The following is a 24,094-nucleotide window of genomic DNA, read 5'->3' as shown; positions in this document are numbered from 1 at the left end:
GTCATTAAGTAACCAAGCCATTAAGTCGTCAGAAGCCAAGTAGCCAGACGCCAAGTCATCAAATTAATCGTTTGGAAAAACAAAAAAACCGCTAAGTACTAGCGGTTTTTTTAGTTTCAGGGGCTTAGCTTAACCTAGCTTAGCGAGGTAGCGCCGGATTTGGGCTTCAATGCCGGTGCTGTCTAATTCGATATCGGCATGGATTTCTTGTTGTGTGCCTTGCGAAATAAAACGATCGGGTAAGCCTATTTGCAGGACGGGTTTCACCGTGCCTTGCGCCATCAATGTTTCAATGACGCCAGAGCCAGCGCCGCCCGCTACCGCATTCTCTTCCACGGTTACCAAGCAGTCATGGGCTTTTGCCATCTCCTCGATCAGTGTGTGATCAAGAGGCTTAGCAAAGCGCATATCGACAACCGTTGCATTGAGCGCTTCTGCCGCTTCTAATGCGCTTGGCAGCAAGGTACCAAAGTTAAGGATCGCGATGCACTCGCCTTGACGTTTGACCACACCCTTACCCACGGGGATAGCTTGCATTTTATCTTCAATAACAGCGCCCATCCCGCTGCCTCGTGGGTATCGCACTGCGGCGGGACCATCATGAGTATGACCGGTATACAGCATTTGACGGCATTCGTTTTCATCACTGGGCGTCATGACAACCAAATTTGGGATGCATCGTAAGTAACTTAAATCAAACGCACCTTGGTGAGTTTGACCGTCGGCGCCGACAATACCACCGCGATCAATCGCAAATAACACCGGAAGATTCATGATCGCGACATCATGAATGAGCTGATCATAAGCGCGTTGTAGAAAGGTCGAATAAATCGCGACCACCGGATGATAGGTTCCAATCGCCATACCCGCGGCAAGCGTTACCGAGTGTTGTTCCGCGATAGCGACATCAAAATATTTATCTGGGTGTGCCTTAGAAAAGCGGACCATGCCAGACCCTTCTCGCATGGCTGGCGTGATGGCTAACAATTTGTCATCTTGTTCGGCCATATCACAAAGCCAATCACCAAACACATTGGAAAAGCTGGGGCTGGAAGGCTTAGACTTAGGTAACGTATGCACGCTCGGATCAAACTTGGGGACAGCATGATAGCCAATCGGATCGTTTTCTGCCGGCGCGTAACCTTTGCCTTTTTTGGTCATCACATGTAAAAATTGCGGACCTTTTAGGTGGCGCATATTTTTAAGGGTTTTGACCAGCTCTTCGACATCGTGCCCATCAATCGGACCAATGTAATTAAAGCCTAACTCTTCAAACATGGTGCCAGGCACGACCATGCCTTTGAGGTGTTCTTCCGCACGACGTACCAATTCTTTAATCGGGGGGGCGCCGGAGAGCACTTTTTTGCCGCCTTCGCGAATGCTGGTATAGACATTGCCAGAAAGCAATTGCGCAAAATGATTATTCAAGGCGCCGACATTTTCTGAGATAGACATCTCATTGTCATTCAGTACGACCAACATATCGGGCTTCACATCCCCAGCGTGGTTCATGGCTTCAAAAGCCATCCCCGCGGTGATGGCGCCGTCGCCAATCACACTGACTACGCGCCGGTTTTGCCCTTCTTTTTCCGCGCAGATAGCCATCCCGAGAGCTGCGCTGATTGAGGTCGAAGAGTGCCCGACTGACAGCACATCGTAAGGGCTTTCTTCTCGCCAAGGGAAGGGGTGAAGGCCATCTTTTTTCCGGATCGTGGGCATCTGCTCCCGCCGTCCGGTTAAGATTTTATGGGGGTAAGCTTGATGCCCTACATCCCAAACAAGATGGTCAAACGGCGTATTATAGACATAATGCAGCGCCACAGTGAGTTCCACCGTTCCCAGCCCTGAGGCAAAATGGCCGCTGGAATGGCTCACTGTGTTAAGTAAATAGGTACGTAACTCCTCGCACAACTGAGGCAAGTGGTCACGCGGTAAGGTGCGTAACTCTTCAGGCGTATCAGCAAGCGCGAGGGTTGGGTATTTTGATATATCCAATGTCATAATGGTTCGGCGCTTTTATTAATCATGCTAGTTGTTGCGCTCGATGATATATCGGGCAAAAACTTCCAGTTGCTCGGTATTGTAGGGGATCGCCTCCAAGGCGTGTAGTGCTTCTTGGTAAAGTTGCGCCGCTTTTTCTTGCGCGCCAGCCAGCCCCAGTAAAGCAGGGTAGGTGCTCTTCTCCGCATTCACATCGGAACCTTGAGGCTTTCCAAGCGTTTGCGTATCGCTGGTGATGTCCAAAATATCATCCTGAACTTGGAATGCGAGCCCGATAGCATCCGCAAATCGGTCTAACGATCCGAGGTGTTTCACCCCAGTCTCCCCAGCCGCATAGGCCCCCAATCGTACCGCCGCTTTAATGAGTGCACCGGTTTTATTACGATGAATTTGCTTCAAGGCATATAAATCAACGGCTCGGCCTTCTGCGGCTAAATCAAGTGATTGACCCAGACACATCCCGGATGCGCCGCTTGCATTGGCCAATACTTTCACCATATCGATACGGTATGGTTGGGCATTTGGATTGAGTTCACCTTCAGCAAGCACGGTAAAAGCCAGTGTTTGTAGCGCATCACCGGCGAGAATCGCCGTCGCTTCATCGAATGCAACATGACAAGTCGGCTGACCACGGCGCAAACTGTCGTTGTCCATCGCCGGTAAATCGTCATGGATTAATGAATAAGCATGAATACATTCTACGGCTACTGCGGGTGTGTCGAGCTGCGCAAGCGGTATACCGAAAAGTTGCCCCGTCGCATAGGTTAAAAACGGGCGAATCCGTTTTCCTCCCAACAACAAGCCATGGCGCATCGCTTGAATAAGAGGTTGTTCCTGATGGTCTAGGGTATAAAGCCAGGATTCAAGTTGTCGGTTACTTCGCGTTTGCGTCTCGCGCAGAGTCTCTTTTGCAACAGTACTAGTCATCGTCTTGGGGGGAAAACTCAGTCAGTGGCCCATCGTCTTCTTGCGAAAGCAAGATCTCGACCCGTTGCTCGGCGTCCGCCAAGGTTTTTTGCCCTTGACGGGTTAAGGTGATACCACGCTCGAAGCGTTTCATTGCCGTATCAAGCGGCAGTTCGCCGGACTCTAACGCGCCAACGATACTGTCTAACTCTTTGAGCGTGTCCTCAAAGGTCATATTTTCTGGTTTCTTCACAGCCATGATGCCATAAAATTAGAAAAGAAAGGCTAGACGGTAACTCAGCGGTGAAAAGTGGTCAAACCGCAGAGGCCGATTTTGTGTTCTTACCCCAAGCGGTAAATGGCATGTTATCCTTATTAATATTGACGGATTTACGCTAAACCTAAAGGATTGGTTGCCGATATAACCAATACCCTGAAAGTGAACAACAATGACTTAATGGTAGTTAAGGGAGACTGACGTGGATATAGCGACGGTGCTAGGCCTTATAGGAGCATTAGCCTTCATTGCGATGGCGATGCTACTGGGCGGTAATTTTGGAATGTATGTTGATCTACCGTCGGTATTGATTGTATTTGGCGGTAGTACTTTCGTTGTTCTCATGCAATACCCGATGAGACAGTTCTTCTCCTCATTCAAAATTGCGGGCAAGGCTTTTATGTTCAAAGCTGATGATCCGGAAGATTTGATTGCTAAAATTATCGAAATGGCCGATGCGGCGCGTAAAGGCGGGTTTCTCGCTCTCGAAGAAATGGAAGTGACTAACTCGTTTATGCAAAAAGGCGTAGACTTGCTCGTTGATGGCCATGATGCGGATGTGGTGCGAACGGCACTAAATAAAGACATTTCGCTCACTGACGAGCGTCACGAGAGTGGCATTGGCTTTTTCAAAGCGATGGCGGATATCGGCCCTGCTATGGGGATGATCGGTACCTTGATCGGCTTAGTGGCCATGTTGTCGAATATGGATGACCCGAAAGCGATCGGGCCAGCGATGGCGGTGGCGTTGTTAACCACTATGTATGGCGCATTACTAGCGAATGTGTTTGCCATTCCTATCGCGAATAAGCTGACGTTGCGGAAAGAGCAAGAAAAACTGAATCGGCGACTAATAACGGACGGCTTACTCTCAATTCAGGATGGACAAAATCCAAGAGTGATTGATGGTTTCTTGAAAAACTATCTCAATGAGAAAAAACGTGAAGTAGATGTTGAGAGTTAATCATTGATTATCAACACTGTTATAGTCTTCGGTAAGGAATCGAGATGGCACAACAAGAAGAAGAGGAATGTAAATGCCCGCCCCCCGGTTTACCACCGTGGATGGGGACGTTTGCGGATTTAATGTCGTTGCTTGTTGCATTTTTCGTCCTTCTGTTGTCCTTTTCAGAAATGGACGTGCTTAAGTTTAAGCAAATCGCTGGCTCGATGAAATTTGCGTTTGGGGTACAAAACGTCCTTGAGGTGAAAGATATTCCTAAAGGGACCAGTGTGATTGCACAAGAGTTTCGCCCTGGCCGCCCAGAGCCGACGCCCATTGAAGTGATCATGCAGCAAACCATTGACATGACGCAGCGCACCTTGGACTTTCAAGAGGGGCAAGATGATCGCTCTGGCGGATCTCAGCGGACAACCTCTGACAAAGAAGGTGGATCGAGTGCTCAGGTTGCATCACAGCTTGAACAACAACGGATGCAAGAGCAACTTGAGCAGTTACAAAAAGCCTTGATGCAGGCGTTGCAGCGCGAGATAGAAGAAGGCGCTATCGAGGTTGAAAACCTAGGTCAGCAGCTGGTTATCCGCGTTCAAGAAAAGGGGGCGTTTCCTCCCAATTCTGCGTTTTTGCAGCCTAAGTTCCGCCCCATGGTGCGCCAAATTGCGCAGCTGGTAAAAGATGTTCCTGGAGAAATTAAAGTGTCAGGCCATACCGACAGCACACCGCTGGAGTCTGAGCTATATCGATCTAACTGGGACATTTCCGCACAGCGTGCGGTCTCAGTGGCACAGGAAATGGAAAAAGTGCCCGGCTTTAACCATTTGCGGATGAAGGTAGAAGGCTTGGCCGACACCCAGCCACGAGCTCCGAATAGCTCTCCCGACAACCGAGCCGCCAACCGGCGTGTAGAAATCGCTGTGATGCAAGGGAAACCGAGCTTTTCAGATGAGATTTCTGCTGATGATGTGGCTGATCCTCCCCCTTAACATCCTCTGCGACGGTCACGACTTATCGATTCCGGTGCGTGAGCGTCGCCTTATTGCCGTTTAATAGATATAAAAATAGCCGGTTTCAGCGGCGCCTTGGTTATTGTATAATCCGCGGCTTTATTTCCAGCTGTATCGAACCGGTTATGAAGTTTATTGTTAAAATTCACCCTGAGGTGATCGTCAAAAGCGAGTCAGTCAGAAAGCGTTTTACTAAAATCCTCGAATGCAATATTCGTAATATTCTAAAGCGTCGGACTGGTAATACGGCGGTATATAACCGTCGGGATCACATTGAGGTGACATTAAAACAACCGGACGAGCGTCAGCTGGTGCTGGATGTGCTAACTAACACGCCTGGCGTCCAAACTGTGCTTGAGGTAGAGCAGACACTGTTTAACGATTTGCATCATATTTATACACTCACTTTAGAGGGGGTGCGTGATCAAATTGAAGGAAAAACGTTTTGTGTCCGAGCCAAACGCCGCGGCAAGCATGACTTTAGTTCTATTGAGCTTGAACGCTATGTGGGCGGTGGGTTAAACCAAGCTGTTCCGTCGGCAAGCGTACAGCTGAAAAAGCCTGACGTAACCGTGATGATGGAAGTTGACCACGATAAGCTGAACTTGGTGAAGCATCGTCATACCGGCTTAGGCGGCTTCCCGCTGGGTACGCAAGAAGACGTACTGAGCTTGATATCGGGCGGCTTCGACTCAGGGGTGTCGAGTTACCTGCATATAAAACGTGGTAGTAAGGTTCACTATTGCTTTTTTAATCTTGGCGGCAGATCTCATGAAACGGGTGTGCAGCAGGTTTCTCACTATCTTTGGAATAAATTTGGTTCCTCGGCCAAAGTGAAGTTTATTTCGATTGATTTCGAGCCGGTGGTTAATAGCATTCTCGAAAACGTTGATAACGGTCAGATGGGCGTGGTGTTGAAACGCATGTTTGTGCGTGCGGCGAGCATGGTTGCAGAGCGCTTCGGTATTCAGGCCTTGGTAACCGGCGAGGCTTTGGGTCAAGTATCTAGTCAGACACTCACTAACTTGCGCATGATTGATAACGTCACTGATAGCCTGATTTTGCGCCCGCTGATCAACTGGGACAAAGAAGATATTATTGATACAGCACGCAAAATTGGCACCGAAGATTTTGCCAAAACCATGCCTGAGTACTGTGGGGTGATTTCGAAAAAGCCCACGGTCAAAGCGGAAAAAGCCAAGTTGGAACATGAGGAATCAAAGTTTGACTTTAGCTTGTTAGAACAAGCGGTTGATCAGGCGACGATCATGGATATCCGTGCCATTGAAGCGCTAAGCAAAGAGAAAGCGCCAGAAGCGGAATGGGTCAACGAGGTTGATAAAGATTCCGTCGTTTTAGATATTCGCAGCCGCGAAGAGCAAGAAGACAAACCACTTAAGGTTGAAGGTGCGAACGTCGCTCATATTCCCTTCTTTAAGTTGGCGACGCAGTTCGGTGATCTTGACCAAAGTAAAACCTATTTGCTCTATTGTGAACGTGGCGTAATGAGTCGACTGCAAGCCCTGTACCTCAAAGATATGGGCTTTGAGAATGTGAAAGTCTATCGGGTTTAATCATTGTGAACGTAAAAAACAGGCAGCCCAATCGGCTGCCTGTTTGCGATTAGGCGCTGAGCCGATTTATCCTTCGCTGAATTTTTTCTCATAATGCAATTGAGGCAACGGCATCATAGGCTCAGCGACCTGCCAGGCCAGCTTTTTGCCGCCAAGTACATGCACGATTTCAATCGCGAACTCCATCGCTGAGCCGGGTCCCTGACTAGTAATTAAACGGTGATCATAATCGGTCATCACTCGGCGCCGACTGAGCCATTGTTCGGGGATCTGCTCACTGACACTCGGATGGCAGCTCATATGAGATCGAGGGAACAGCTGGTGGCGTTGCAGAACTAAAGCCGGCGCCGCACAAATCGCCGCGACCCAAGCCTGATCGCTTTGCTGCTGCTTAATGATCTCTGTTACCAGCGTGCTGTCACCTAAACATTGTGCGCCGTCGATGCCACCCGGTAAAACCACGCAATCAAATGGTTGATCGGCCACCGCAGCGAGTGTGGTGTCACAGACGATCACCACCCCACGAGAGCCGGTGAGGGTGAGCGTTCCATCAGGTGCCGCACTGGCGACAGTCACGTCAAACCCCGCTCGTCGCATCACGTCAATCACGGTGACTGCTTCTATTTCTTCGCTGCCGGGGGCCATACAAATGAGGAGACGTTGTTGACTCATGAGGATTCCTTATGCCGTTGACCTTGTTGTACCGCCTGATAGAGCTGCTGATGATGCGGGGCCGATATGTGGTGTTCGGCCGCGCGCTGCAACACATAACCGGTAATGTATTCGAGCTCTGTCGGACGTTGATAGAAGACATCACGATTCATGGATGAATAGTTGTTTGCGGTTGCTTTTACCACGGTATCAATCTGTTGGCGGATCTCTGTCACAGAGGTGTGGACGCCTTCAGCGCGCATCACATTGGCTAACTCTTGGCACAGTTCGCGAATGATAGGATCGTAGTCAACTTTGAGCAACTCACCATTTTGAATGCCATGCACCGCGGTCAGTGGGTTAATTACGCTGTTGATCGCCAGTTTATACCAAAGTGACTGAAAAATGTCGCGCTTCCACGTCGCGGTGGGAAGGGCATGATCAAAAACCTCGGCAATAAAGGTGCAGGCATGGCCGGCTTGATTGCCTGGTCCAATAGCGGTTGGTCCATGCCCGGTGTGCTGACAATCACCGGTACGGGTGCGACAGACACCATGAGATGTGGTAGCAAGCAGCAGAGGTTGAGCGTCAGGTAACTGTGTTGCCAGCCATTGATGCGGTCCCATTCCATTATGCATAAGTACAACCAGAGTCTCTGGGTGTAAATAGGATAGATAGGGAAGCAATGCGGCTTGGATATCATAGACTTTGGTGCAGACTAACCAGAGATCGCTTTGTTGCATCAAAGCGGTTTGGTTGGCGGGCAAGGTGAACGATGTGCCGTCTAAAGAAAGGGTGCGTTCACTTGCGTGGTCTCGCGTGACCAGATTAACGCTATGTCCTGCTTGGGTTAGTTTCACCGCCCATAATGTGCCAATGGCGCCAGCACCAATTAGGGTAATCCTCATCACATCGCCTGCTTGGTTAAAACCTCAGTGTATCATAACCATAGAGGATGAAGGGCAAAGCAGGAAAGCAGCGCGCCGACGAGGGCCGACGCGCTAGTCAGTTAGAATTTGTAGGTGGCGTTTAGGTAGTGAGAAATGCCTGAGCTATCTACGTTTAAACTCGGTTTGCCACCATCCTTGAGTAAGTACACATCGTTGTAAGCTTTTAGGCCATAACCAAGGGCGTAATTATCTGAATGCCAGTACAGGCCGTTAAACATCGCGCCGCCATGAGTCGTCTCGATATCATTGCCTTTAAAGTTTTCGTCACCACCAAATTGGTAATCGATATAACCTTGGTAAGACAGGAAGCTACCATTATCAAAGAAGTGGAAAGGCTTAAACCAGTTGGTGGAGAATTGATAGCCATTCCAATCTTTTTTGTTGATGTCATACAAGCCATAAAGGTTCATGCCCACTTTGCCAAACCAAGGTAGCTCAACATCGGCACCAATACCCCAAAATGAGTTGTTAGTACTATCAAGTGGCTTCCCATTACCTCCTCCCCAGTTAAATAGGGTCGAGAAGTACACTTCTTGTACGGGACCAAATGACAAGTCTTGCCCAGTGATGCCGTCAATTGAGAAGCGGGGTGCCAACTTCATAAAAGTTTTATCTTCACCTTTTTTGTTGTTGTTGTCGCTGTCGCTTTCTGCCAAGTCAAAAATATCGACGTAACCATAAAGATCGACCACGCCTTTGCGGCCGCCGAATTCCATTTCTAGGTAGTTATGGTCCTTGTCAGTATCGGTACCGAACTGTGGCTTTTCATTAATGGCATACATAGCATTAAACTGAAGCCATTTGTGATCATTTTTGTAAATGTCATCGGAGTAATCGGCGGCGTTGGCAACAGATACGCTGCTTGCGGCGATAACGGCGAGTGCGAGTAGGGATTTTTTCATAGTGACTGCCTCTGCTGGGTGTTAATTACGCGGTGTGCGTTCATTAAGAGCAGTATATGGGGAAAGTTCACTATAAAGAATGTAATAAACATAGGCACACAAATGGATTGTGATTGGTGACAAGTTGTAACGGTTTACATGGCCGTTTTATGTGATCTTTGTTAATAATCAGACGACAGTGGAGAGCAAAACTTTGCACTCCACTGTGATACGTGGGGTCAGTTGCGACGTGAATCTGGGCAGTGTTCAGGTGTTTGATTGTTTTGTGACGAGGATTGGCGGAATTGCCTGCCAATATAGATCAGCATGACTAGCCCAGGAATCACCATTAGAGCGGTTATTACGAAAAATGTTGACCAGCTATCCAACCAGTCTACCATCATGCCACTAAAGGAGGCGACCGTGGTGCGGCCTAGATTCCCCAACGACGCTAAGAGGGCGTACTGAGTGGCTGAAAACGCACGACCCGTTAAGAAGGTTAAAAATGACACGAACGCAATGGTTGCAAACGCTGACGTAAAGTTATCGACTAAGATTGCGCCCAGCAGCAGGTGCTCGTTGGGCCCAACCATCGCCAGCCAGGCAAACATCAGGTTGCTGGACGCCATGGCCACGCCACCAATAAACAGCCCTTTAATCACGCCGAAACGCAAATTGATATAACTACCAATCAGGGTGTAGACCACGGTGAGGCCCCAACCGACAAGTTTGGAGTAGTAACCAATTTGTTCATTGGTAAAGCCGACATCTTTATAAAACACGATCGACATCCGTCCGAGGAAGGCTTCACCCAGCTTGAATAAAAATACAAACAGCAACAGGGTTAATGCTACTTTCACCCCATTGCGACGGAAAAACTCGGCAAAGGGCTCGACCACGGTGACCGCCAGCCACGCACGCAAGCCACTGTATCCTTGCGCCAAATAGTGGCGAGTGGCGGCATCTTGGCGCTGTTCGCGGTCACTTTCTGGTTCTTTCACATACAGCGTCGCCAATGCCATTAAGCCGATAAAGCCTGCCATGATCACATAAACATGATTCCAACCGATGGCATCGGCGTTAACAAAGCCAACATAACCTGGCACCGAATAGCCGGTCCACCAACCAATCACAGACATCGCTGATGCCAGCGGAAACTTATCAGTCTCATGTTCAGCAAAGTTATCAATCCGAAAGGCGTCAATGGCAATATCCTGGGTGGAAGAGGCCAATGCAATCGCAAAGATAAGTGAGGATAACACCACGGTAGTAACCCAAGGATCGACCGCTTTAAGCCCTTGTAAATCAAGTTGTGACAACGCCAAGGTGGCAATCAACATAATAGCTTGAGTCGAAAAAATCCAACTGCGGCGCTGACCCAAGCGCTGAGATAGAAAAGGGATCTTAATGCGGTCGAGTAATGGCGCCCATAAAAAGTTGACTGCATACAGGACGAAAACCGAACCAAATAGACCAATCGCGGTGCGTGATAGGCCTTCGTCGGCCAACCAACCATTTAAGTTGGAGCCAATCAACACCCAGGGAAAGCCACTACAGCAACCCATTAAGAAAACAAAAAGTAAACGACGATCGGCGTAGGGCGCCAATGTCGTTTTGAACTTGGATGACAGCATAGTGGTTAGCCTACTTGTCGCTATTGAGAGGACATCCGGTAGATATTGGTGATAACAATCGGCTGTTGCGGTACATCTTGCATGCGTTTGCTCGGGACGGTCACTGTGGGTTGCTCGGTCATCGTTTGGAGCGTATTAAAGCCCTCCACGACTCGACCAAAAACCGTATATCCCACTTTATTGGGCGTGGCGTCTAAAAAGCCATTATCACGGATGTTGATATAAAACTGCCGGGTGGCGGAGTCGGGCTCTTGCGTACGTGCCATGGCGATTGTCGCTCGCCGATTCTTCAAACCGTTAGATGATTCATTGTCTACCGGCTCGTAGCTTGGTCGGCGATTCAGGGCTTTATCAAACCCGCCGCCTTGCACGACAAATCGTGGGATCACGCGATGAAACTGCGTCCCGACATAACTGCCATCGTCAACATAACGCAAAAAGTTGGCCACGGTTTTCGGCGCTTTTTGTGGGTTTAGTTTTACCGCAAAATCACCCAAGGTGGTTTCGACTTTAATCATGACACTGGCTTGCACTGGCGTGATGACCAGCACAAGAATCCAGAGAAGCGAACGACATACCATGCTTAAAAGTGTGCTTTCATATGATCAAGGAGTTGCTCGTCGTCGGCAATGTCTTGTAACACCGCTTCAAGCAAGTTATTCAGCGCCAGTTCGATATCATCAGGTGATGCACTGCTTACACCGCTTTGCGTCGATTTCCCGGTATAACGCTTAACAAAGCGACCCTCAGGGGATTCAGCAACGAGCTGTAATTGGACCGATGCTTCCATGTCATGTTTAAACACGGTGTGTTTGACTCGGACTAAGGCATCAAGAATGTCGAGGCGCAACACTCCCGGGCCATTGGCAACCACTCGAAACCCTTGTGATGACAGTTGACGAGACAGCGTGTCTTCTAATACCACACGCAAATTCTGGCTGGCGTGCAGCGGTTTGACATTGGAGCGACCGCTATCGATAACCGCAACGAATTGTGCGGTACGTAAGTCTTTACTCTTCACCACGACCGGAAGATTGTTGACTTGCTGCTGATTGGATGACGCCGGAGAGGGTGCGATAGTCAGCTGTGGCTCACGGGGTGTCGAACAGCCAGCAAGGACTAATACAGCGATAGCAATAATCAGTTTTTTCATGGGGTTCGGCTTCCTTTTCTTAATATTAGGCATTGACTGCCTTGAGAATAACGAATTTTTTATTCGACGCAACGACAGTGACATGACCAAAAAGACGTTTAAGCTTAGTATGATAGCCGAGATGACGATTGCCAATGACTAAAAGCTCGCCATTCGTGGTCAGAACACGTTTTGCGTCACAAAACATTTGCCAAGCAATATGATCGGTAATGGTTTGCTGCTGGTGGAAGGGTGGGTTACAGAGCACAAGATCGATATCTGTATGCTCAAAACCGGTGAGGCAATCTCTGGCCTCACAGAGAAAACGGCGTGAGTCGATATCATGGCGATTCAGATTGTGTTTTGCGCTGGCGACGGCCATATGGCTTTCATCGACCGCATAAATGAACGCCGCTGGATTATTTCGTGCCGCTTGTAATGCCAATACGCCGTTACCGCAGCCTAAATCGATAATGCGTTTTAAATGTGCCTGACTCGGAATGTGCGGCAGCATTAAATACGCGGCAATGTCGAGTTTCTTGGCCGAGAAAACATTGGGCCAGTTAGCCAGTCGCATCGAGAATTCTGGTACGTCGACATCGTTGACCGGATCGGGCTGCGGTCCTGGTTGCTTGGTCGGTGTGGTAAAAATCAAACGCGCTTTTTTCTTCGCCAGCGAGGTGGTTGTTGCCCCCAGCCAATGCTCAAACTGATTAAGGGTCGAGGTATGGATCTCTTTCGCTTTAGCACTCGCTAACACAAGCGTATGCGCATCAGTGACACTGGCGAGTTGCTGAAGTTGCCAAGTGAGCATTTTACTGCTTTTCGGTACGCGTAACATCACCGCATCGATATCCGCCGGTAAGGTATCTAAGCTGGTAAGCTGAGTGATACCCGCGAGATCATTGTGTGCCAAATTCTCAATCGTCGCTTGCTGCGAAATAACCGAATCGCTGACTTGAAAAACATCAAATCCTTGCTGGCTGGCCCAGCAACTGAGTGCGCCAAATTGATCATTAATGATCAATATTCGCGCATTTTTACGTACTGACCATGTGCTCGCGTGCGCAATCATATACTCATCGGCGGCATCGAAGGCTTGTAGCGTCTCATTTTTTCGCTGCGGGTAACGGTGTAGTGTCAAGGCTGATTCGCTACCTGGAATCGGAAGTAGTGTTTTCATTGGCGCGTTTGCATCGGGGGTTACGGACTGCGTATATTGTCGCACTCAAGCGATAACTGCAATGTAAACGAGGGCAAACTGCCTGTCGTTACTTGATCCATCACTCGATTCGCAATTTTATCAATAACGGCTAAAATCTGGGCAGGTCGCCCGGAGATTTTGGGGACGTCATGAAAATTGAAACAGAAATAACAGAAAAACTGACGCGGGCTTTCACGCCGGCCCACCTTGAGGTACACAACGAAAGTTACATGCACAATGTGCCTGAAGGCGCGGAAAGTCATTTTAAGGTGGTGGTTGTCTCGGAGCTATTCAGCGACCAGCGGCTTATTCAGCGCCATAGAGCGGTGAATAGCACACTCGCGGATGAATTGGCGGGTGAGGTTCACGCGCTTGCGATTCACGCCTATTCACCGCAAGAATGGCAAGCGCAGACCCAAGCGCCTGACTCTCCGGCATGTCGAGGGGGTGGCGTGAATGCGTCTTAGACGAGTGAGAGTGGGCATGATTTTATCTTTTACCTCATGGCAACAATTTCTTACATAAAGGCCTGGTGTCTGCTTGGTATTGATTACGGCCAGACAAGTGTTAATCCGTGACTGTCTCGGTCAACAGCTGTCTGCAATGCGTAAAAAAACAACAGTAAAACTGTGAAGTTACAACGCGCATTGTTTGTACAGGTATGGATAATTGCCACGCCCTAGTGACAATATCCATAGAATCAGTGCTGGGGTTAGTGATAGAATATCGTGCTTAAAGACTAACCTAGGTTGCCTTTGTGTGATGAAATGGTTAGCAGGATGTTGCGACGGTGTGCCTGTAGGCCGCCATTCAGTCGAAAGTCGTGTCTTTAACTGCGCAATAACAGAATTCTTTTTCCCGTTAATGTAGTGCAAGTGCGTATGATTACAATAAAAAAGGGTTTGGATATCCCCATCGCAGGGACTCCTACTCAGGTGATAAGTGATGGTCCAGCCATCAAGAAAGTCGCCTTGCTTGGCGAAGAGTACGTTGGAATGCGCCCCACTATGCATGCGCGAGTGGGTGATGTAGTGAAGAAAGGCCAAGTGGTTTTCGAAGATAAGAAAAACCCTGGCGTCAAATTTACTGCGCCCGCAGCTGGTAAAGTGGTTGAAGTCAATCGCGGTGCCAAGCGTGTTCTTCAGTCTGTCGTCATTGAAGTCGATGGAAATGAGCAAGTTACCTTCAATAAGTACGAAGCGTCGCAATTAGCCTCGCTAGACCGTCAAGCCGTTGTTGATCAACTGGTTGAGTCTGGGATGTGGACCGCGCTCCGCACCCGACCGTTCAGCCGTTCTCCAGCGATTGATGCTGAACCCGAAGCTGTTTTTGTTAACGCAATGGACACCAATCCGCTCGCCGCGGATCCTAAAGTGATCATTGGTGAACAAAAAGAGGCCTTTGTGGCTGGTTTAGACGTCGTGTCGCGCCTCACGGACAAATCTGTCTTTGTGTGCAAAGCAGACGTTGAGCTTCCAACCAGCAAGCAATCTAATGTTGAACAACACGTGTTTGCTGGTCCTCACCCAGCAGGACTGGTGGGTACCCATATCCATCATTTGCGTTCTGTGAATATGGAAAAGCAGGTGTGGCATCTCAACTATCAAGATGTGATTGCTTTTGGGCACCTATTCCTGACAGGTGAGCTGCAAACCGATCGTGTTGTGTCTATTGCGGGTCCTATGGTCAGTCAACCACGCCTTATCCGTACTCAACTAGGCGCTAACCTCGATGAGCTGGTAGATGGCGAGCTAATGGCTGGCGAAAGCCGTGTGATTTCTGGCTCTGTGCTATCTGGTACCAAAGCTACTGGCCCACATGCCTATCTAGGTCGTTTCCATATGCAGGTCTCGGTACTTCGCGAAGGTAACGAGAAAGAACTGTTTGGTTGGCTAGCACCCGGTAAAAATCGCTTCTCAGTGACGCGCGCTTATCTTGGCCATTTGTTTAAAGGTCAGCTTTTCAATTTAACCACCTCCACCAATGGCAGTGATCGTTCCATGGTGCCGATCGGTAATTATGAGCGAGTGATGCCGCTAGATATCGAGCCAACCATGTTGCTGCGTGATATCTGTGCCGGCGATACAGATAGCATGCAACAGCTAGGCGCGCTGGAGTTAGATCCTGAAGATTTGGCCCTTTGTACCTTTGTCTGCCCAGGCAAGTACGAATTTGGTCCAATGCTCCGCGAGAGCCTGGAAAAAATTGAGAAGGAAGGGTAACAGATGAGCCTGAAAAACTTTTTAGAGCAAATCGAGCCACACTTTGAGCCAGGCGGTAAACACGAAAAGTGGTTTGCCTTGTATGAAGCGGTTGCGACCATTTTATACACGCCAGGTATGGTGACCAAAGCCGGCGCGCATGTGCGTGACAGTATCGATTTGAAACGCATCATGATCATGGTTTGGCTTGCGGTGTTCCCAGCGATGTTCTGGGGGATGTACAACACAGGTAACCAAGCGATTATGGGCTTGATGGACTTGTATTCAGGCGATCAGCTTGCGCAGGTCATTAGTGGAAACTGGCATTATTGGTTAACCGAGTCCATCGCTGGGCCGCTAGCGGCTGCAAGCTGGGGGACCAAAACCATTCTCGGTGCCACCTACTTCCTGCCTATTTATGCCACCGTCTTTATTGTAGGTGGTTTCTGGGAAGTACTTTTCTGCATCGTGCGTAAACACGAAGTAAACGAAGGGTTCTTTGTTACATCCATTTTGTTTGCCCTCATCGTGCCGCCGACATTGCCATTATGGCAAGCCGCGCTCGGTATCACCTTTGGTGTGGTCGTTGCAAAAGAGATCTTTGGCGGAACGGGACGTAACTTCTTGAACCCAGCATTGGCCGGTCGTGCGTTCTTGTTCTTTGCCTATCCAGCACAGATCTCGGGTGATTTGGTATGGACCGCAGCCGATGGTTACTCAGGTGCAACCGCGCTCAGCCAATGGTATACCGGTGGCCAATCAGCACTGATGCACAATGTGAGTGGTCAAACCATGACTTGGATGGATGCCTTTATTGGTAATATCCCAGGTTCAATTGGTGAAGTCTCGACCATTGCCATCTTAATTGGCGGTGCAGCCTTGGTATACATGCGGATCGCGTCATGGCGCATCATCTTGGGTACCTTTTTGGGCATGGCCGTTGCGGCGACCTTGTTTAATCTGATTGGATCAGATACCAACCCGATGTTCAGCATGCCGTTCTACTGGCACTTGGTGCTGGGTGGTTTTGCATTCGGTATGATGTTCATGGCAACAGACCCGGTATCTGCTGCGTTTACCAATAAAGCGAAATGGTGGTATGGCGCATTGATCGGTGCCATGGCAGTGATCATTCGTGTGGTAAACCCAGCATATCCAGAAGGTATGATGCTGGCGATCTTGTTCGCTAACCTGTTTGCACCTCTCTTTGATAACTTGGTGATTCAGGGCAACATCAAACGGAGACTGGCTCGTAATGGCAAGTAGTAACGATAGTATTAAAAAGACGCTGATCGTTGTTATCGCGTTGAGCTTGGTGTGCTCAATCGTGGTGTCTGGTGCAGCGGTGGCGTTACGTCCTTTGCAACAAATGAACGCAAAATTAGACGTACAAAAGAACATCCTTTCGGTCGCAGGTGTCGATGTGGCGGGTGGTAAGAGCGCGATTAACGATGCTTACAACAAGTATATTGAAACGCGCTTAGTCAGCCTTGAAAAGGGCGACTATGTCAGCCCGGATGCTGTCAATGTTGCTGATGCAGCTGATTATGATCAGCGCGCAGCCGCGAAAGATCCTAGCCTCTCGAAAAAGCTAAGTAGCGAAGAGAATGTAGCAGACATTGGCCGTCGTGCTGATGTCGCTAAAGTCTACGTCGTGAAAAATGATTCGGGTGATATACAGCGCCTCATTCTCCCCGTAAAAGGCTCAGGCCTATGGAGTATGATGTACGCGTTTGTCGCGGTTGAGCCGGATGGTAACACTGTTGCTGATATCGTTTACTATGAGCAAGGTGAAACCCCTGGCTTAGGTGGCGAGGTCGAAAACCCGAAATGGCGCGCGAAGTGGGATGGTAAAAAACTGTTCAACGAGCAAGGCGAGCCAGCCATTCGAATCGTTAAAGGCGGCGCACCTGAAGGAAGTGAGCACGGCATTGACGCGCTTTCTGGTGCAACGCTGACCAGTAACGGTGTTCAGAATCAATTTAATTTCTGGCTAGGTGAGCAGGGTTTCGGCCCGTTCTTAGCAAAAGTTCGTGAGGGAGGCCTGACCAATGGCTGAAGCGAAAGAACTGAAGAAAAATCTGCTATCGCCGGTGCTAGACAACAACCCGATTGCCTTACAGGTTCTCGGGGTGTGTTCGGCACTAGCGGTGACTACGCAGATGCAGACAGCCTTTGTCATGACACTGGCGGTGATGTTCGTCACCGCAATGTCTAACTTTTTCGTGTCGCTGATTCGCAACCACATTCCTAATAGTGTACGTATCATCGTTCAAATGGCGATCATCGCTTCATTAGTTATTGTGGTTGACGAAACGCTGAAAGCGTTTGTTTATGACATCTCTAAACAGCTTTCGGTCTTCGTGGGGCTGATCATCACTAACTGTATCGTGATGGGACGCGCTGAAGCCTATGCAATGAAGTCATCGCCACTACCGTCGTTCATGGATGGTATCGGTAACGCATTGGGTTATGGTTTTGTTCTGATGACAGTGGCTTTCTTCCGCGAGCTTCTTGGCTCTGGCTCTGTCTTTGGCGTATCAATCCTGCCGGTTGTCAGCGAAGGTGGTTGGTATCAGCCTAACGGCATGATGCTGTTAGCCCCCTCTGCATTCTTCCTCATCGGCTTTTTGATTTGGATTGTGCGTACCTTCAAACCAGAACAAGTTGAAGCGAAGGAGTAACAGCACATGGAACACTATCTAAGCCTGCTGGTGCGCTCAATCTTTATTGAGAACATGGCGTTGGCATTCTTCCTCGGCATGTGTACTTTCTTGGCGGTGTCTAAGAAAGTGAAAACGGCGTTCGGCCTCGGTGTCGCTGTTGTGGTGGTACTGACTATTTCGGTACCGGTTAACAACCTGGTTTACAACCTTATCCTACGTGAAGATGCGTTGGTTAAAGGGGTGGATCTGAGCTTTCTGAACTTTGTGACCTTTATCGGTGTTATTGCTGCTTTGGTACAAATCTTGGAAATGGTATTGGATCGGTTCTTCCCGCCGCTCTACAACGCACTCGGTATTTTCCTACCGTTGATTACAGTGAACTGTGCCATCTTTGGTGGCGTATCATTTATGGTACAACGTGATTACAACTTCGCCGAGTCGGTCGTTTATGGCTTTGGTTCGGGTGTAGGCTGGATGTTAGCCATCGTCGCGCTGGCGGGGATCCGCGAGAAAATGAAGTATTCAGATGTGCCACCTGCACTACGAGGATTAGGGATCACCTTTATCTCAGTAGGTCTGATGGCATTGGGCTTTATGTCTTTCTCTGGTGTGCAACTGTAAGCCGGGTAAACTGCGAGGAAAGGAATAGTCAATGGACATTATTCTTGGTGTGGTGATGTTTACTCTGATAATACTGGCGTTGGTGATGGTGATTTTATTCGCCAAATCGAAGCTGGTACCAACCGGAGACATCACAATCGATATTAATGACGATCCTGAAAAAGCGATCGTCACTCAGCCAGGCGGAAAACTGCTTGGCGCACTGGCTGGTGCTGGTGTATTTGTGTCTTCTGCCTGTGGTGGCGGTGGTTCATGCGGTCAATGTCGTGTGAAGATTAAAGAAGGCGGTGGTGACATTCTACCGACCGAGCTTGATCACATTACCAAAGGTGAAGCGCGTGAAGGTGAGCGTCTATCGTGTCAAGTTGCTATTAAGCAAGATATGAAGATTGAGCTGCCAGAAGAGATCTTTGGTGTGAAGAAGTGGGATTGTGAAGTTATTTCTAACGATAACCAAGCCACGTTTATCAAAGAGCTTAAATTACGTATTCCAGATGGTGAATCGGTACCTTTCCGTGCCGGTGGTTATATTCAAATTGAGGCGCCACCACACCACATTAAGTACTCGGATTTTGATATTCCTGAGGAATACCGTGAAGACTGGGAGAAGTTCAACCTTTTCCGTTACGAGTCTAAGGTAGATGAAGACATTATTCGTGCGTACTCCATGGCTAACTACCCTGAAGAAGAGGGTATCATCATGCTTAACGTACGTGTGGCGACGCCACCACCGCGTAACCCAGACGTGCCACCGGGCCAGATGTCTTCTTACATTTGGTCATTAAAGCCTGGTGACAAGTGTACTATCTCGGGTCCATTTGGGGAGTTTTTCGCCAAAGACACTGACGCGGAGATGGTCTTTATCGGCGGTGGTGCAGGTATGGCGCCAATGCGCTCACATATCTTTGACCAGCTCAAACGCCTTAACACGGATCGTAAGATTACGTTCTGGTATGGCGCGCGGTCTAAACGTGAAATGTTCTACGTTGAAGATTTCGATATGCTCCAAGAGCAAAATGAGAACTTCAACTGGTATTGCGCACTGTCCGACCCGCTACCAGAAGATAACTGGGAGGGTGATACTGGCTTTATCCATAATGTGCTTTATGAAAACTATCTGAAAGACCACGAAGCACCGGAAGACTGCGAGTATTACATGTGTGGGCCACCAATGATGAACGCTGCCGTGATTGGTTTGCTTAAAGATCTTGGTGTTGAAGACGAAAACATCATGTTGGATGATTTCGGCGGATAGGCACTGATTGTTCGTCTGACCTTGTAATGGCTGGCCCAAGGGCCAGCCATTTTACGTATAAACCTGATGTCGAAGGACACCACTATGAAGAAGTTTTGGTTACGCTGTGCAACAGTCGTTGCCGTGGTTGCAGGTCTTGTCGGTTGTGAGCGCGCCCCTGAGCTTGTGCATCTTACGGGCGAGACGATGGGGACTTATTATTCGATCAAATATATCGCGACGGACGCTACTCCCTCGCAGGATGTCGTTCAAGCGGCTATCGATCAGCGTTTAGAAACAGTCAACGATCAGATGTCGACTTACCGAACAGACTCCGAACTGAGTCAATTCAACCAGCACCAAGCGAACTCACCTGTTTCTGTCTCTCCAGCGACAATCACCGTGATTAATGAGGCGATTCGGCTGAATCAATTTACCCAAGGCGCGCTTGATGTCACAGTGGGACCATTGGTTAATCTTTGGAGTTTTGGGCCAGAAAAGCGGCCGGAGACTATTCCCAGTGATGAAGAGATAGCGTCACGGATGGCGATGACGGGCTTAGAACACCTTAGTGTAGATGGGCGTCGACTCACAAAAACCAACCCTGACTTGTATGTTGACTTATCAACCATTGCGAAAGGGTACGGAGTGGATGTTGTGGCAAACTACCTTGGCGATTTAGGACTCGATAACTATTTGGTTGAGATTGGTGGTGAGTTACAATTAAAAGGTGTGAACCAAGATCAAGTGCCTTGGCGTATCGCGATTGAGAAACCGAGTGCGGGAGCGCAGTCAGTACAAGAGATCGTCGAGCCAGGCGATATGGCGGTTGCTACATCTGGCGACTATCGCAACTACTTTGAAAGTGATGGTATGCGTTATTCGCACATTATCGATCCTGCGACAGGACGTCCGATCAATCATCACTTGGTCTCAGTAACCGTGCTTGATCCGTCTTGTATGACGGCTGATGGCTTAGCCACGGGCTTTATGGTACTTGGGCCAGATAAAGCGATGGAATTAGCCAACAAAGCGAATATTCCTGTATTTATGGTAGTAAAAACAGACGATGGGTTTGAAGAAATCGCGTCAGAGGCGTTTAAACCTTATTTGCAGCGTTAGTGTCTTTATGTACAGCGTCAGTGCCGTTGAGGCAGTACGATTAAAGCACGCGTAATGCGTGTTACTCGCTCAGCGCATCACATGGCGCTGAGCATCACGACCAATAATAGGTGAGCAATTATGTCAGTCTTTCTTATCACCTTCGCAGTCTTTCTCCTTGTCATTGCGGGTATGGCGATCGGTTATATCGTTCAGCAAAAAACCATCAGCGGCAGCTGTGGTGGCTTGGGGGCGATCGGTATTGAAAAAGAGTGTGACTGCCCAGAGCCGTGCGATGCACGAAAAAAACGCGAAGCGCGGGCGGAGAAAACGCGTGAGTGGAAAAAAAATCAAATCATCTAACGTGTTTTGCCAACGCGTCATTTTATAAAGCGCGTGGCTAACCCGTCTGAACTCTGATGAAAAGGCCGGAGCATGAGCAGAAAAATCATTCATATTGATATGGATTGTTTTTATGCCGCAGTAGAAATGCGCGATAATCCGGCCTTACAGTCTATTCCTTTAGCCATTGGTGGCTCTGCCGATGGACGTGGTGTCATTGCCACCTGTAATTATCCCGCGCGGCGGTTTGGCATACGTTCTGCGATGGCCACCGCTCAAGCATTAAAGCTGTGTCCCGGCTTGACAGTGATGCGTGGCGACATGGCGAAATATCGTCGCATCTCTCAACAGTTGCATGCTATTTTTCATCGCTATACCGATACCATAGAACCGCTTTCCCTTGACGAAGCCTACCTCGATGTCTCTGAGACTCAATGTTATCAAAATTCTGCAACCTTAATAGCCGAAGCAATTCGGCGAGACATTCGCCATGAGTTAGGATTAACGGCCTCGGCGGGCGTGGCGCCGATTAAATTTATCGCCAAAGTAGCGTCGGATAAAAACAAACCCGATGGTATTTGCGTGGTGTCACCCGACCAAGTTGAACACTTTGTTCGCGATCTCCCTTTACAGTCTATTCCTGGTGTGGGACGGGTCACCTTGACCAAGTTGCATGAATGGAATTTGTTTACCTGCCATGATATTCAAACCGCGGATCCATCAATGCTTGTCCAGCGCTTTGGTAAATTTGGTTCCGTGCTTTGGCAGCGTGCTCATGGCATTGATCGACGTGAGGTGCAAGTTGAGCGTATACGGAAATCCGTTGGGGTCGAAAAAACCTTGTCTGAGGATCTAAACTTGCTTGATGCCTGTTTGCCGTGGATTGATCGTTTATACGATGAATTGCTGACGCGATTAGAAAAAGCTGATGCAGGGGGACGAATTTGCCGGCAAGGGATCAAAATGAAGTTTAATGACTTTCAAACCACCACGGTCGCACACCGATGTGAGTCCTTGGACCGCGCCTTGTTTGATACCTTGTTACACGAAGCCTTTTATCGAGGGGAAGGGCGAGGTATTCGCCTGATTGGTTTGTCGGTTGGGTTGGGAGACGATACCGCCCCCCAACTGAGTCTACTCGACTAGGCCGTTTTAACTGGAATCTCTTTTAAAATCGCCTGCATTTGTTGCCAATAGTGCCCAACACTATCGATATTTACTTTCTCATCGGGAGAATGCGGAAACTTGATAGTCGGACCAAATGAAATCATATCCATGTTGGGATAGGGCTGTTTAAATAGGCCACACTCTAGCCCCGCATGAATGACCATGATGTCAGGTTTACGCTGATAGATTCCTTCATAGGTATCGCGGAAAATATGCATAATCTCTGAATCGGGATCCGGTTTCCAACCTGGGTAGGCGCCTGAAAACTCGACATTAACATTCGCTAAGCTTGCCAGTGATTGCAGCATGCTTTGCACGTTTTCACGGCCTGAGTCGATCAATGAACGGATCAGAAATAAGGCGGTAATTTTATCTTCCTCAGTATTAATCACGCCGAGGTTAAGTGATGTTTCGACCACGCCAGGGACATCATCACTCATTCTCACTACCCCGTTAGGCGCAGCATTTAAGGCCGCTAATAAACGTGATTGGACGGCGCGTGTGAGGGGATCAGTTGCATTGTCAGTGGATTCCATTACCAAGGTCACTTGCTCTTCCAAGCGGCCTAACTCGTCTTGTAGCAGCGTCGCGAACCGGTCAACAGCGCCAGCCAGTGCGTCTTTTTGCGATGCAGGCACGGCAATATCGGCAAACGCTTCACGAGGAATGGCATTGCGTAATGTACCACCACGTATCGCGAGTAGGCTCATGTCGACGTCATCAAGATGATGGCTCAGTAAACGGGCTAATAATTTATTGGCATTCGCTCGGCCCGTGTGAATATCCACGCCCGAGTGACCCCCTTTTAATCCTTTAATGCCAATCGTAAAGCGTGCCAGATCTCCCTCTATCGCTTGTCGCTCGAGTGGAAAATGCATACTGGCATCCACGCCACCCGCGCAGCCCATGTACACTTCCCCTTCTTGCTCTGAGTCGGTATTAAGCAGTATGTCACCTGTTAGCCAGCCTGCTTCAAGCCCAAACGCGCCATCCATACCTGCTTCTTCGTTGGTGGTGAGTAATACTTCAAGTGGACCGTGCTCGATATCATCGGCATCGAGAACAGCAAGGCAGGATGCCATCCCCATACCGTTATCCGCACCTAACGTGGTGCCATCGGCAGTGACCCACTCCCCATCCACATAGGGACGAATAGGATCGCGGGTAAAATCGTGATCGGTATTTTCATTCTTCTGAGGCACCATATCGAGGTGGGCTTGTAAGACTACGCCCTTGCGATTCTCCATGCCGGGAGTGGCTGGTTTACGAATGAATAGGTTACCGGCGTTATCTTGACGAACCGCTAAACCACGTCCCTTTGCCCAATCGATAATAAACTGGGCTAACTGTGACTCATGATAAGAAGGATGAGGTATAGCACAGATTTGGTCGAAAAACGCCCAAACAGGGCGCGGTGATAATTGGCTAATGTCAGACACGATAAACTCCATTATATTTTATGGTTGACCTTTTATGCAGCAGGTCTCACTGAAATGGAAAAACAAACCCAAGCATATCACTGTCGCTATCACGGCAACAGACATGGATAAAAACCCGCTATGCCAATCAAACTAGGCGTTATTATTG

General features: G+C 48.9%; 24 protein-coding genes. 13 read left to right on the top strand and 11 right to left on the bottom strand.

Annotated elements, in window-relative coordinates; genetic code table 11:
• Positions 1-129 precede the first annotated feature (129 nt).
• From dxs to xseB, 3 genes are read right to left on the bottom strand one after another with little or no spacing between them, the layout of a single operon-like run.
• A complete protein-coding gene (gene dxs, locus BZG75_RS13325; protein ID WP_021024155.1) occupies positions 130-2,001 on the bottom strand; it encodes a 1-deoxy-D-xylulose-5-phosphate synthase in 1,872 nt (623 codons plus the stop codon).
• A 27-nt stretch (positions 2,002-2,028) separates the two neighbouring features.
• Entirely contained in the window at positions 2,029-2,928 is a 900-nt protein-coding gene (gene ispA, locus BZG75_RS13320) for a (2E,6E)-farnesyl diphosphate synthase (RefSeq protein WP_077461640.1), read from the bottom strand.
• Positions 2,921-3,166: an exodeoxyribonuclease VII small subunit gene (gene xseB / locus BZG75_RS13315; protein ID WP_077461639.1), complete on the bottom strand. Its 246-nt coding sequence runs from the start codon at positions 3,164-3,166 to the stop codon at positions 2,921-2,923. Before xseB ends, ispA begins: the two co-directional genes overlap by 8 nt.
• 220 nt (positions 3,167-3,386) lie before the next feature.
• On the opposite strand from xseB, the gene pomA reads away from it, so the two are divergent.
• From pomA to thiI, 3 genes are all read left to right on the top strand, one after another.
• Complete coding sequence (pomA, locus tag BZG75_RS13310; protein WP_069361155.1) at positions 3,387-4,148, top strand: flagellar motor protein PomA; 762 nt, start codon at positions 3,387-3,389, stop codon at positions 4,146-4,148.
• Positions 4,149-4,192: 44 nt separating this feature from the next.
• Complete coding sequence (locus BZG75_RS13305; protein WP_077461638.1) at positions 4,193-5,128, top strand: flagellar motor protein MotB; 936 nt, start codon at positions 4,193-4,195, stop codon at positions 5,126-5,128.
• A 146-nt stretch (positions 5,129-5,274) separates the two neighbouring features.
• Positions 5,275-6,723 (top strand): tRNA uracil 4-sulfurtransferase ThiI, encoded by a 1,449-nt coding sequence (thiI, locus tag BZG75_RS13300; RefSeq protein ID WP_077577243.1) that lies wholly within the window; start codon positions 5,275-5,277, stop codon positions 6,721-6,723.
• A 66-nt stretch (positions 6,724-6,789) separates the two neighbouring features.
• Here the strand turns inward: thiI and BZG75_RS13295 are convergent, their stop codons facing one another.
• From BZG75_RS13295 to BZG75_RS13265, 7 genes are all read right to left on the bottom strand, one after another.
• Positions 6,790-7,395 carry a DJ-1 family glyoxalase III gene (locus BZG75_RS13295; RefSeq protein ID WP_077577242.1) on the bottom strand — a complete coding sequence of 202 codons (606 nt, stop codon included), beginning with the start codon at positions 7,393-7,395 and terminating at the stop codon, positions 6,790-6,792.
• The gene (locus BZG75_RS13290) at positions 7,392-8,282 is read right to left on the bottom strand and encodes a ketopantoate reductase family protein (RefSeq protein WP_077577241.1); all 891 of its coding nucleotides are present in this window, start codon (positions 8,280-8,282) and stop codon (positions 7,392-7,394) included. Before BZG75_RS13290 ends, BZG75_RS13295 begins: the two co-directional genes overlap by 4 nt.
• 101 nt (positions 8,283-8,383) lie before the next feature.
• Complete coding sequence (locus BZG75_RS13285; protein WP_077577240.1) at positions 8,384-9,226, bottom strand: nucleoside-specific channel-forming Tsx family protein; 843 nt, start codon at positions 9,224-9,226, stop codon at positions 8,384-8,386.
• Between the two features lie 218 nt (positions 9,227-9,444).
• The gene (locus tag BZG75_RS13280) at positions 9,445-10,839 is read right to left on the bottom strand and encodes an AmpG family muropeptide MFS transporter (RefSeq protein WP_077461633.1); all 1,395 of its coding nucleotides are present in this window, start codon (positions 10,837-10,839) and stop codon (positions 9,445-9,447) included.
• 20 nt (positions 10,840-10,859) lie between these two features.
• The gene (locus BZG75_RS13275) at positions 10,860-11,420 is read right to left on the bottom strand and encodes a peptidylprolyl isomerase (protein ID WP_077577239.1); all 561 of its coding nucleotides are present in this window, start codon (positions 11,418-11,420) and stop codon (positions 10,860-10,862) included.
• A gap of 2 nt (positions 11,421-11,422) precedes the next feature.
• On the bottom strand, positions 11,423-11,992 hold the full coding sequence (locus BZG75_RS13270; RefSeq protein ID WP_021024144.1) for a YajG family lipoprotein: 570 nt from the start codon (positions 11,990-11,992) through the stop codon (positions 11,423-11,425).
• Positions 11,993-12,017: 25 nt separating this feature from the next.
• Positions 12,018-13,154 carry a methyltransferase gene (locus BZG75_RS13265; RefSeq protein ID WP_077577238.1) on the bottom strand — a complete coding sequence of 379 codons (1,137 nt, stop codon included), beginning with the start codon at positions 13,152-13,154 and terminating at the stop codon, positions 12,018-12,020.
• Positions 13,155-13,324: 170 nt separating this feature from the next.
• On the opposite strand from BZG75_RS13265, the gene bolA reads away from it, so the two are divergent.
• The 10 genes from bolA to dinB all read left to right on the top strand — a co-directional run bounded on the left by bolA (position 13,325) and on the right by dinB (position 22,486).
• Complete coding sequence (gene bolA / locus BZG75_RS13260; protein WP_077577237.1) at positions 13,325-13,642, top strand: transcriptional regulator BolA; 318 nt, start codon at positions 13,325-13,327, stop codon at positions 13,640-13,642.
• A gap of 414 nt (positions 13,643-14,056) precedes the next feature.
• Positions 14,057-15,397 carry a Na(+)-translocating NADH-quinone reductase subunit A gene (locus tag BZG75_RS15250; RefSeq protein WP_108742928.1) on the top strand — a complete coding sequence of 447 codons (1,341 nt, stop codon included), beginning with the start codon at positions 14,057-14,059 and terminating at the stop codon, positions 15,395-15,397.
• 3 nt (positions 15,398-15,400) lie between these two features.
• A complete protein-coding gene (locus BZG75_RS15245) occupies positions 15,401-16,642 on the top strand; it encodes an NADH:ubiquinone reductase (Na(+)-transporting) subunit B (RefSeq protein ID WP_021024140.1) in 1,242 nt (413 codons plus the stop codon).
• Positions 16,632-17,435, top strand: a complete 804-nt coding sequence (locus tag BZG75_RS13250) for a Na(+)-translocating NADH-quinone reductase subunit C (RefSeq protein ID WP_021024139.1) — start codon at positions 16,632-16,634, stop codon at positions 17,433-17,435. Before BZG75_RS15245 ends, BZG75_RS13250 begins: the two co-directional genes overlap by 11 nt.
• Positions 17,428-18,060 (top strand): NADH:ubiquinone reductase (Na(+)-transporting) subunit D, encoded by a 633-nt coding sequence (locus tag BZG75_RS13245; protein WP_021024138.1) that lies wholly within the window; start codon positions 17,428-17,430, stop codon positions 18,058-18,060. Before BZG75_RS13250 ends, BZG75_RS13245 begins: the two co-directional genes overlap by 8 nt.
• A gap of 6 nt (positions 18,061-18,066) precedes the next feature.
• On the top strand, positions 18,067-18,663 hold the full coding sequence (gene nqrE, locus BZG75_RS13240) for an NADH:ubiquinone reductase (Na(+)-transporting) subunit E (RefSeq protein ID WP_021024137.1): 597 nt from the start codon (positions 18,067-18,069) through the stop codon (positions 18,661-18,663).
• Positions 18,664-18,694: 31 nt separating this feature from the next.
• Positions 18,695-19,918, top strand: coding sequence for an NADH:ubiquinone reductase (Na(+)-transporting) subunit F (gene nqrF / locus BZG75_RS13235; protein ID WP_077577236.1), 1,224 nt, complete (start codon positions 18,695-18,697; stop codon positions 19,916-19,918).
• An 84-nt stretch (positions 19,919-20,002) separates the two neighbouring features.
• Complete coding sequence (locus BZG75_RS13230) at positions 20,003-21,019, top strand: FAD:protein FMN transferase (RefSeq protein WP_077577235.1); 1,017 nt, start codon at positions 20,003-20,005, stop codon at positions 21,017-21,019.
• A gap of 120 nt (positions 21,020-21,139) precedes the next feature.
• The gene (gene nqrM / locus BZG75_RS13225) at positions 21,140-21,361 is read left to right on the top strand and encodes a (Na+)-NQR maturation NqrM (RefSeq protein ID WP_021024134.1); all 222 of its coding nucleotides are present in this window, start codon (positions 21,140-21,142) and stop codon (positions 21,359-21,361) included.
• 72 nt (positions 21,362-21,433) lie between these two features.
• Positions 21,434-22,486, top strand: coding sequence for a DNA polymerase IV (dinB, locus tag BZG75_RS13220; RefSeq protein ID WP_077577234.1), 1,053 nt, complete (start codon positions 21,434-21,436; stop codon positions 22,484-22,486).
• On the opposite strand, the gene BZG75_RS13215 is transcribed toward dinB, so the two are convergent.
• Positions 22,483-23,946: an aminoacyl-histidine dipeptidase gene (locus BZG75_RS13215; protein WP_108742927.1), complete on the bottom strand. Its 1,464-nt coding sequence runs from the start codon at positions 23,944-23,946 to the stop codon at positions 22,483-22,485. The two genes, dinB and BZG75_RS13215, sit on opposite strands and share 4 nt — an antisense overlap.
• Positions 23,947-24,094 lie beyond the last annotated feature (148 nt).

This window comes from Salinivibrio sp. AR640 (genome assembly GCF_001995405.1).
GTDB lineage: Bacteria > Pseudomonadota > Gammaproteobacteria > Enterobacterales > Vibrionaceae > Salinivibrio > Salinivibrio costicola.
This window is presented reverse-complemented; position numbering and strand designations above follow the sequence as displayed.